6 protein-coding genes and 1 pseudogene are annotated in these 10,171 nt (G+C 49.7%); 1 reads left to right on the top strand and 6 read right to left on the bottom strand.

What is annotated here, in order from left to right; all coding sequences use genetic code 11:
• The 4 genes from DW49_RS0105495 to DW49_RS1000000133290 all read right to left on the bottom strand — a co-directional run.
• A partial coding sequence (locus DW49_RS0105495; protein ID WP_241478683.1) for a coiled-coil domain-containing protein occupies positions 1-2,018 on the bottom strand: 2,018 nt, incomplete at its 3' end.
• Positions 2,019-2,099: 81 nt separating this feature from the next.
• A complete protein-coding gene (locus DW49_RS0105490) occupies positions 2,100-4,643 on the bottom strand; it encodes a hypothetical protein (RefSeq protein WP_005622392.1) in 2,544 nt (847 codons plus the stop codon).
• A gap of 255 nt (positions 4,644-4,898) precedes the next feature.
• Positions 4,899-6,119: a DNA cytosine methyltransferase gene (locus DW49_RS0105485; RefSeq protein ID WP_024421115.1), complete on the bottom strand. Its 1,221-nt coding sequence runs from the start codon at positions 6,117-6,119 to the stop codon at positions 4,899-4,901.
• Positions 6,120-7,629: 1,510 nt separating this feature from the next.
• On the bottom strand, positions 7,630-8,019 hold the full coding sequence (locus DW49_RS1000000133290; RefSeq protein ID WP_206539569.1) for a hypothetical protein: 390 nt from the start codon (positions 8,017-8,019) through the stop codon (positions 7,630-7,632).
• A gap of 66 nt (positions 8,020-8,085) precedes the next feature.
• Between DW49_RS1000000133290 and DW49_RS1000000133285 the strand changes: the two genes are divergently transcribed.
• Positions 8,086-8,391, top strand: coding sequence for a hypothetical protein (locus DW49_RS1000000133285; protein WP_206539568.1), 306 nt, complete (start codon positions 8,086-8,088; stop codon positions 8,389-8,391).
• Positions 8,392-8,610: 219 nt separating this feature from the next.
• Here the strand turns inward: DW49_RS1000000133285 and DW49_RS0105475 are convergent, their stop codons facing one another.
• Positions 8,611-9,462 carry a hypothetical protein gene (locus DW49_RS0105475; RefSeq protein WP_147477502.1) on the bottom strand — a complete coding sequence of 284 codons (852 nt, stop codon included), beginning with the start codon at positions 9,460-9,462 and terminating at the stop codon, positions 8,611-8,613.
• Between the two features lie 305 nt (positions 9,463-9,767).
• Positions 9,768-10,171, bottom strand: a pseudogene (locus DW49_RS0105470) (hypothetical protein); the annotation flags it as partial.

The following is a 10,171-nucleotide window of genomic DNA, read 5'->3' as shown; positions in this document are numbered from 1 at the left end:
CGCCCAGACTGGCCGGACTGATTTATGAAAAACTCGGTAAGCGCTGCCGGAATTTGCTCGTATTGATTCCCTGGGTTCAAGCGGATCCACTCCGTTGCTGCTCGGGCTAGTCGCAAGGAATTTACCAAAGTGAGTTGGTTGGCAACTCGCGCCACCGCCACCACCGCTGGGGAAATGTCCTCGGTGCGCTCGCCCGGATCAAGCTGTCGAACATTAGCCGGTGCAAAAACAATGAGCGCCAAGGCGGATCCCGCTGGCGTGATAGTCCCAGTGACATCGAGCCAGGGAGCTTGGCTTCGAATCGCCTGAGCTTCATCACAGTCTTCGTCTTCGATAGTTGTGCAGACGAGAAAACGTCTAGGAAGCTCTCCCCGGCGCGCACGATCCGCAAGCGCAGGGAGCCAGAAACGGGCCCCAGATCGCTCAGCATGTTCGATAACGGCGAGTACAGTTGCGGGGGATCTTCCGGAGGCAATCTCCAGTCCGTGAGTTAGGGATGTCGGGAGTTGCGTGCCTGCACGAAGCCAAAGATCTTCGAAGGTAATGACAGTAGGGTCGGCCTCCAAGCGCATTGACCGCCCGGAAGACAGCAGGGTCTCAGCAGTAAGAAGAAAATCCTGCGTTTCCAGCCCATGGATTACCGGTACTTCACCGGCCAGCATCAATGCAAGGAACTGAGACATACGCTCTTTACCTTCTGGCGTAAGCAGCATGCAGTTCATGATGGCTTGTTGCATTTCCCCAATGCTAAGGACTGGAACAATCTGCGGCGGATTGAAACGCAGCACGGACTCAAGCTTGACGCTCTTCGGCACGTGGATAGAGGCAGCTTCCTCTTGGAGCCTGGTAATCTCCTCGACGGATTGAGACTCAAGCGATCGAAGGTCCGACAGGTTAGTTTGGAGATCCTCAATTTGTGTGCTGAGGGTTTCCAGTTCGACGATTATCGACTCACGTTGCGCCGCAAGTATGTCCAGGCCCCGCTGCAGGTTATCGCGCTGCGCCTCAAGCTCGCACTCCATTTCCACTTGGCGAGCGGCAATACGGTCGTTCACTACAAGTAAATTGGACGCCTCCTCTTGATTAAATTGAAGACTCAATGCTTCGCGCTGCGCGGCCTCCAGCAACTTCAACTCAGAATCAATCTCCAACAAACGCTGTTCGCGCAGCGTCGTAAACTCCCGCTCCAACTCACCCGAAAGCGAGATAAAGATGGATTCTCGCTCCTGCTCGGCGATCGCTTGAGTTTCGCTTTCTAGACGGGAGCGCAGCCTAGGGTCTGCCAGAAGCGCCTCAGTCAATTCCTCTAGCAGTTCTTTGTCAGCCATCAAGCGCTTAGCGAGCTCACCTGATCTCGCGTTTTGCTGCGCCGCAAGGCTATCTACTACACTCGCTCCTACTTGACCGGTCGCCTCGTCAGCATAGCGTTTCAACCAATCTATGACAGTGTCAGCACGTGGATCGTGAGCACCCGCCATAGCACGCAAAATGCGCTTGATGTACTCCTCGTCAGGTGCCCAATCTAATTCCTCAAGGCATTCTCCCCCCCGTTTTAATTCATAGAGAGAAACCTCGGCACCATCTGACGGCACGTTATGCAATAACTCGGGTTCGTAGGCATATACATTGAAATTGCCACCAGTCGCCATACGGTACCGATTGTCTGACGAGCGCAAGAGGCCGAGCATGAGGATGCGGTCTTCGCTGTAGCGAATAATCCAATTTCCGCTATGACTCGGCCCGTCCAAGCCATCTACGGTCAAACGACTGCGCAGCACTTCCAGACTTCCTACATCCTGGAGATCAAGGAAGGGCATGAGGTGGCGATAGGTCGATGCCTTCCATTTCCCGCGTGGCTCTCTTTGAGCAACCTGGAAGCTGAGCCAATCGTTCGGATGATGTGCTGAGATGTTCTGTAAACGAACTTCCACCTCGCCCATCTTTGGGAAAAGCTTTTGTGGATTATCTAGTAGCGACCATCCTTCTCCTGACCGGACGGCAACAACTTTCACAGCCATGTTGACATCATGTCGTTTTACACATTGCCCGATATACCACGCCCAATTTGCCGCCATGGTTAACCTGATTCCAAATGAATACTAAAGAGTGGTTGAGCCGTTACGCCACTGTAGGCGCAAACGACCCGAGGTGCGGCGAGCGATGCCAATAAGACCCAGCGTATCCTGCTGCAACGCCTCGTGGAACGGCCCGGCGATACAACTAGGAAGTCGCCTATCTAGCCAGCGAGCCATCTCGCCATTAGCGGGATAAACATATGCCCGGCCACAGGGCCCGCCATTGCGTAGCATTCGCCGGCGCGTTTCTGTAGCCAATGCGTCAGGAAGTCCACCCTCGCACGCCGTGAGGACAAGTAAATTTTGTTCAGGTCTCCATTCAAACAAAGACTTTCGAGCTAGGGCATAGGCCGAGACAATGGCGGCAGTATGCGAGAAATAATGATGTATGAGGCTGCTCTGCTCGATGCAATAGACATCGTGATCACGCTCGCCGGTGTGAGTCAGACGGACTAATCGAACGTTCTCTTGGGTAACATCGGTGGATACAAAACGTCCTTTCGCCCAAGACCAGGCTCTAGTCTCTTCGTAGTGCAGAGCCTGATGCGGCGTCTCAACAAACGCTAGCGGTTTCTCGGATGGCGATAAGGGTTCGCTCTCGAAGCGCCAGCCGAGACGTTCGGCAACAGCTTTACCTTGAACGTCCTGAGCACCGAACAGAGGCGCAGCCCAGCTAGTAACGCCTAGACGTCGAAAGGGAATACCACCCAACCCTTCAACAGCCAGCTTGAAATCTTCAACCATACGCGCGCAAAGCGCGCCTTCCACCAGCGCTAAAGCCTGCCCATCGCGGTGAGCTTCGAGGATAACTGGCTCCCTCAATGTCCAAACGCGTCCCTTCCAACCGCTGCGTAAACGCGGCTCAACGATGCCTGCATCTCGAAGACTACGCAAAAGAAGCCATGGACTCATAGCCTCGTCAGCACAGCTGAGTAGTGCAATGATTTGGGCCTCCTCCCATCCACTTTTTCCGCTTGCATAGATTGCCTCCAAAAGATCTTCACAGGCGGGATCACCCGACTCCCAGTCCAACGTGTCCTGGGTAGTAACATCGACGGGAAGCTTCTCCCCCACAGCCCAGTCTCTCAATGGCGCCAATTTGTAGCGTGCGCCCGTGAGCATCGGATGTACGAAAGCATTGCGGACGAATTGCAGGCGAATGCTCCAGGGCGCCTGCTCTTCACCTCGAAGCGTTACAGGATGAATGAAGAAGGCGCCTTCAATTGATTGAGGGGCGCTGAGCTGTCCCTTCTTGATTGTCAGCAAACACTCCGACTCGCGAGGCAATGCATCCCGTATCACATAGTCAGAGGTATCGGAGTCAAGGCTTGGGAAAAAGCGTGGTCGACCCAGCCAAACACCGTCGCTACGAATGCCACCGGAGAGATACGGACGAACGATCAACTCCTGTGTGGCAGGAAATAGTTTTGCTTGTTTAAGCGCATCTTTGACCACTTCAAAGGTCAGAGGAACGGTTGTGATCGCCCAATCACCGCTGCTTGCAAGCTGCCCCAGTCGTTCTCCAATTCTTCGCCTGTGCCTATCAGCAATAGCGACATGCAGGCCAAAAGCGGAATCGCAGGCCTCCGGTTCTGCTCGCCAGCGGCCCGCACCAATCAGGCGGAAGATTACAACTCCCATTGTGGCGGCGGTCGCCAAATTTTCACTGTGTTCAGCCCTTACCGCTATCAACGCATTATTAAAAGAGGTGAACGGCTCGGCCTCACTCTGCTCGCCAAAGTAGGCAAAAAACAACGCGCATTTATCCGCGTCGAATAGCATTTCGATCGTGACACTACTACGTGTCGGACGGCCAATAAGAGTGGACGCACGTTCCAGGAGACGCCAGAAGCGAAGGTCACCCAATGCGCGGCGTTGCAAGTAGTAAGCGTCTCGGAACTCTTCGAACGCATCGCGAAGCCCCCAGGAGGCGCGATCGTCGACCAGCGCTCTCGGAAACGCAGAAATGCTGACGTGAAGGTCTCGATGCGCGCTGGGGTGTTCATGGCAAAAATTGGCTACGAGCTTTAGATCGGCCTTACTCGGAAATGACAGATGCCGTGTATAGCCTATATGAGTCCAATTACCGGGGTTAGGCAAGATAAGACGACGAAACGGCTCACCTGCTTGAATACGCTTCTCCAGCCACCGAACCAAACTCTCCCACATCAACGCTATCCCGCGTAGGTTGGAAGCCGTAGTGTCCTTCCCCAGCCATTTCACGAGTTTATGGCGATACTCTCCACTCTGAGTTGTGTTGCCCTCTAGCAGATTGTCAATCAGCAAAGTTAATGTGAGGTAAGAAAAGCAATTGGGGACATTTCGATTTTCAATCCGCTGAGAGCCATCGCGAAGCGAGTCCATCAACAGAAGGTCTTGCGATAACATTTTGCGGAAAAGCTCTTCAACCTGTGCTTCGCTTCCAGGCGCGGCACCGCAGGCAAGTGTCAACGTGCTGGGGGTGACTTCGAGGGCCCGGATGGGGCTGGCGTCGCCATCTGGACCAATCGCCAGAAAATAATCAACGAGCAGTTTCTCCCATGCGTCAAAAGTACGCGGCAAATCCACTGTATTTCATCCTTGTCGAAAACATTAAGCCCCACCGCGTGGACGCCAACAGCATCTCCATAAAGCTGCGGTATTTTCTGTAACGCGAACTATTACGACCTTAGGTCGTCGCCAAATGACGTAAAACCTTACGCCATCAGCCTAGATTTGAAAATGCCACTTAATGGCATTTTGCTGGCCCGGTAAGCCAGCACCAAAAATGACCGCAGCGGATTTAATGCGCCCTCGCTAACCTCAGTTTTTTGAGAGAACCACTCAAGCGGTTGCGACCAACTGCGATACAGCTTCTTCAAAATAGCTCACAGTATCTTCCCGCGCAGCTAAAATTAACGGTTCAAGAAGTCTTTCAGCAAGAAAACGCACAGGGGGAACTGCCACACCATCTCCTATGACCTTAAAGGCATGTTGATAAGCTTCAGGTAATACGTAGGTAGTTTCCAGTCCCATCAATGCGGCGGCCTCCCGGATCGAAAGCAGGCGCGTTTTAACCTCACCATTCCCTGCCACAATTATTCGTGAACGGGAGCCACCCCCTCTCGGCGTTCTTAGACAGCCCAAGACATCAGAGAAAGTTATCTCCGCGCGCTGCTTGTTGACACTTCCCTCTCTACGCATTCGATAATAAAGGCTTCCAATGCTGGCAATATTAGCAGCCTTCGCCTTTTCAAGGCGGGCCACATGGATGGGAGTCATTCTACTGATTATTTTTTGGGTTTCTTCAGATGTATGCCACTCAACTCCTTCGAATTGAATAAGGCTTTGTAGAGCGCCTTGCTTTAGCGTTGGAACGGATCCTAAATCCCACCAGATCCAATCAGCTTGTGCCTGTTGGGATAATGATCTGAAAGACCGCATTAAAGTCGGTGGGTGCCAAGACTCTGTTGCCATACCATAGTCAAGTTTATCCGGAATAGCGATTTCGCGGAGCAAAGCGATAATGAATACGCGAGGACGAGACTGAGGCAAAAAGTGCTTAGTATCAATAATTACAGCGCCGTAACGATACCCAATTTCGCCCAAGCGCAAGCAGATGGCGGCGAAATCGCGTCCTCCCTCGAGAGAAAGTAAGCCTACGACATTTTCCAAAACTAGTAGCGGGGGCTGTCGGGACTCTTTACGCAAACCATTAATTAACTCAAGAAAAGGCCACAAAGCCCCCGACCTTGTAGACCCTTCGCTATCTGAATTTCCAATCCCCAAACCATTTCCGGCCACAGAAAGATCCTGACAAGGAAAAGATGCCCAAGCTAAGTCGCCATTGCCTGTCAAATCCTCTATTTTAACATCGTGGATGTCACGCCCATCAAAATGACTCCCCCCCCAATTCTGAATATAAGTCGCAGCTTTAACACGATCCATATCGTTGGCAAATAAGCAGTTCCATCCATCACCAAGCCCGGATCTAGCCATGCCACCACCTGCAAAAAATTCAAAAAAATTAAATTTATCGCCAGTTTTTTCCTTGCTATCTAACATCGATATGGTTCTCAGCCGACCGTTCGTAATTTGGAAAAATGCATAATATGACCTACTACTCGATTGTGGAACTCAGAAGTGACGCAGTCAGACAGTCAATTCCTCAGTGCCTATAGTTTATCGGCAAGCATTACTTAAATCGAACTTTGATAACAACGTAAAAGACGGCAAGCCTACATGCGAAACGACTCAGAAACCGCTTCTTCAGAACATAAATTGACCCAAAATTTTGGGCTTGAATTAGCGATAGCGTAAGCCCACTCGGCATCGTCTTTTTCTCCTTAAACGTTGGGAGGATAGCTCATACTACCCTGGATCAGGCTAATAAAATTCTTCGCCACACATGCCCGTAAGCGTAAACCTAAGGCAGCCTAAACAAGCCTCAAGCTTTTCTTCACTAAGCTTGCAGATCCTCCAAGAAATTGAGGTGCTGACAGTTACTGCCATGTCGCCTGGAAAGGGAGCTAATTTTGGATCAAAACTTCTGCCCCATTTTTTATGCTTAGCGGCAGTGTAGGGTCGCTTGCTGCTTCCCACGTCAGGCACCAATCGACCAAAAGCTGACATTATACTTACAAAACTGTCGTACGTTTCGTCCAGTTTCCTAGAGCCGCGCGGTGCCAAAAAACGCTAGCACGATGGAAGCTGCTCATATGCCAGATGCGCGCAGCCTTCAAGCGGCTTACCAGACACTCGCATGCTCCTCGCCCACCAGAACAAACGTATTCAAGCTGCGACGCGGTGATCAATATCATCGATACTAATCTGACCGGGGCTAAAGGCATGTCATCCAGTCGAGTAGTGAAATCCGAGTCAGAGGCTTCCAGCAAAACTCCGGTAGAGTCGTCGTCGGTCACGACGAGTTGGGGTAGTTGATCAATCATGTGGTGCGACCGGCTGAACCGGGGGATTTCGAGAAATAGCGCTCAGTGTTGTTCGAGTTGCTAGGTGACTCCTCCAGCATCTGCCACCGTATTGGTAACGTGCTCAACCAGCTCGAATGCCCAGCTACGCTTGAAAGGATCGACCTCCCCCAAGGATTCACGGGCATACTCAGGTATATCTGCTGCTTCTATGAAAACTCCATCTCTAAACCATTGCCCATCCTTTCTGCATCATCGAATGGGTATGACAGGCCTTAGGTAGCAATGATTACTGTATCGCCACGGCGAACCACTCGGCAGGCCCAACGGGTCGAGGACCAGTAAGGGCCGCACGAAAAGCTCGGAGTCACTCTGGACCAAAAGCGGTTGGTGGACAACAGTACAGATAACGCCTGGTTCTGAGTATTGGTAAAGATGCAGCCACATACCGCAAGACCAAATAGAAGCGTTTGGACCTAAATATCCTCACTCTTGCCGCCTGACGAATACTGTGGAGACGAGCGCTCAACCCTCTCCCGCATTAGACACATTACTTGCTATTAGAGTAGTGTGTAAGCCGAATATTCACGCACCCTAAGCCGAGCAATCGAGACTTACAGCTACTCGGATTTTCAGTCCGAAGTTACTTAATATGCGCGACTGATTTTCTTCGCGTAAATGAAGCCTTTGGTGGTGGTAATTGGCACGTTGAATGGACTACAAAGCACGTCATGCTTGCCAATATTGTTTGCTGCTCGGTATGCCCAATCCAAATCCTGAATTACCCGCTTGCTTTGCAGCTCCGGAATATCTCGGCATTTGTCTGCAATGATGTTCGTTATATTGAAGACAAATTTGTACATATCGAAGCCGAGCTCGTAATTTTTTCCATCAAGATTCAAGCTTGGCTTTTGGCAGAAAACCTCAAGGTCCTGCATAAGGTTTGCGGTGTAGTCGAAAATTTCGGCAATACTATCCATCTCCTTCTTTACAAACTGAGCTTTAGCGTTATAGTTTTTTCTTTTTGGGTCAGACATGTTGTTCTCCATGAATGATTTGACACTTTTTGCGAGTACTTCTAATGGTATCAGAAGATGTTGCGAATGGCTGACGAAGACGTTTTCCCCAACTTTGACGTGCAACCGGATTTCGTCCACATCACCGACATGGTGGCAATAGTTCCTGATAAGTCTCAGCATCTTGAATTCTGGAAATATTTTAATATTGCAGTTGAAAATTTCAGAAAGCTTATCTGCCGTCGAGTGCAGGTTATTCAGATAGGTAAACAGAGTATTTATATCTCGGTCTTCTGTGTGCCTGAAATCCAACAGCTCACGCTGGCTGTGAAAATATCGGTCAATGAATGTATGTTGCTCCATTTACTATGCCTCTGCTCTCGGGGTAATTGATTTGCTGACCCGCACTAAAAATGCACACCTATAAACTCCAAGCGTAAACGTGCAAAATAATGGCACGTGCCAGGTCGAGCACTAGAACAGAGAATAACTCAAAAAAATAAGCATATTCTATTGCTCTATGGATAAACGAGCCTGATAACTGTATTAAGTCATAATCAGCCAGAAGGGCGTGCCGATCAAACGTAAACAGAACTGCAGGGAAGTTCGACTTTAATCATCTACTTCATCTTGGGAAAGATGGAGATCGATAACCATCTCCATTACAGTATCGATGCTCGTAGCCAGGAAAAACTTGCCCTCCCGAATATGTTCAATGAGCACGCCTGCTAATAAAAAACCCTCAATCACCAAAATACGTTCTTCGTTGCGATATCCGATAGTATGCCAAACCGGTGACCCGCTCACGCCCCGTGGCTCGGGAAACATCATACCCTTAAGACCATCTAGCCCCATAGTGTTCTTGCGCTCAAACTGAATAAGTAGATTCTGGTTCTTTTCAAATTTGAAGCGACGATAAGTTTCGTCGGATATACTTTTCCCCATCCACGTGTAGCAAACTGTATTCAGTAACTTTTTATTTTCGTCAGGCTTATACTTGGTAAGTGGATATCCTGAGAGAATTAAACGACAGTCCCCAATTTTGGAAGTATCTCGCGTTATTAGATCTAATGGGATTGCGGACTTCTGAATACTTTCATCAGGGCATCCTTTACCAGCGGGAAGTTTTACCACTGTCAAATCGACCTGATCATTATTTCTATTAGCTACGTCTTGAGAGGATGTTCTGAAAGAACCCTGAATATGCTGACGGTTAATTTGATTCGTAAAATAGAATAGTGGCTGTTCATATTCATGATGATCCATCACGTGCGCGGCAGTAACGAAATAGAAACAACCATGGAAATCAATAACGAAGCCTGTGCCGATTAGATCAGGGCGACCAGAATTCATATCTTTAAAAATTGGCAAAGAGAACTGGGAGCGCGCGTTCTGTGTAAGGTGCATTGCCTTGTTGACATCTGCCATCTGTCGATCGTTTAGAGGGTTTGTTCGTTTTGCCACGTTCAGCACCTTAAAGTAACTTGTTGGATGACTTGCCTTTAATAAAGACGGTTTAAAGCGTTTCGAGATTTTTTTCATTCATTGGCGCTACGCCGAACAGCGGAAGCCCTCAAGTGATTTCTCTCGTCAGCTCTTCAGCGAACCTATCTAGAGCCTCTACGTGGGATATCATGCGTAGCGCCTTGAACCATGAATACTCTTAAGCGACACGCCATGTCATGTCGCAATTTTTGTCGCAATCGCCTGCCATATCACGGCCCTTGTCGTTCTGTGATTTAAACGGAGTCTGACGCCGACTATTTCCGTCAAGGCACTGCATCAATGAGAGGTTGATCGGCCCCCCCGAGGTACATCGGCTGCTCGGAGCCGGCGAATTTCGGCAACCATTCTTTATCCGTTTTGTCATTGATCGAGTACTGATAACTGGTAGTCGAAAAAATGATTTGGGCATTGTTACGTAGTGCGACAGCTTTCAGCGCTTTGATATAAGCATCTAAATCTTCCCAGTGAATTTCCTGCTGCCGAGGTGTGTCGAATACCAGTACTCTGAAAGGAGAGCGCGGATCATTGGTGCATAGTTCAAATAACGCAGCGTGAAACGCCAGCACTGTTCGTGCTTTGGAACTGCCTTTGATGATTCCAAGCTTTTCAGTTCCCAGTATGGGTTTGAGATCTGAATCGATTCGGATGTCCCTCGAAATATTCTTAG

The organism is Pseudomonas avellanae BPIC 631, from assembly GCF_000444135.1.
Classification (GTDB): Bacteria; Pseudomonadota; Gammaproteobacteria; order Pseudomonadales; family Pseudomonadaceae; genus Aquipseudomonas; species Aquipseudomonas avellanae.
This window is presented reverse-complemented; position numbering and strand designations above follow the sequence as displayed.

Excerpts from the sequence above, each read along its gene's own strand:
- DW49_RS1000000133285 (WP_206539568.1), top strand. The coding sequence starts at position 8,086 with ATGGCTGACGAAGACGTTTTCCCCAACTTTGACGTGCAACCGGATTTC.
- DW49_RS0105485 (WP_024421115.1), bottom strand. The coding sequence starts at position 6,119 with ATGTTAGATAGCAAGGAAAAAACTGGCGATAAATTTAATTTTTTTGAA.
- DW49_RS1000000133290 (WP_206539569.1), bottom strand. The coding sequence starts at position 8,019 with ATGTCTGACCCAAAAAGAAAAAACTATAACGCTAAAGCTCAGTTTGTA.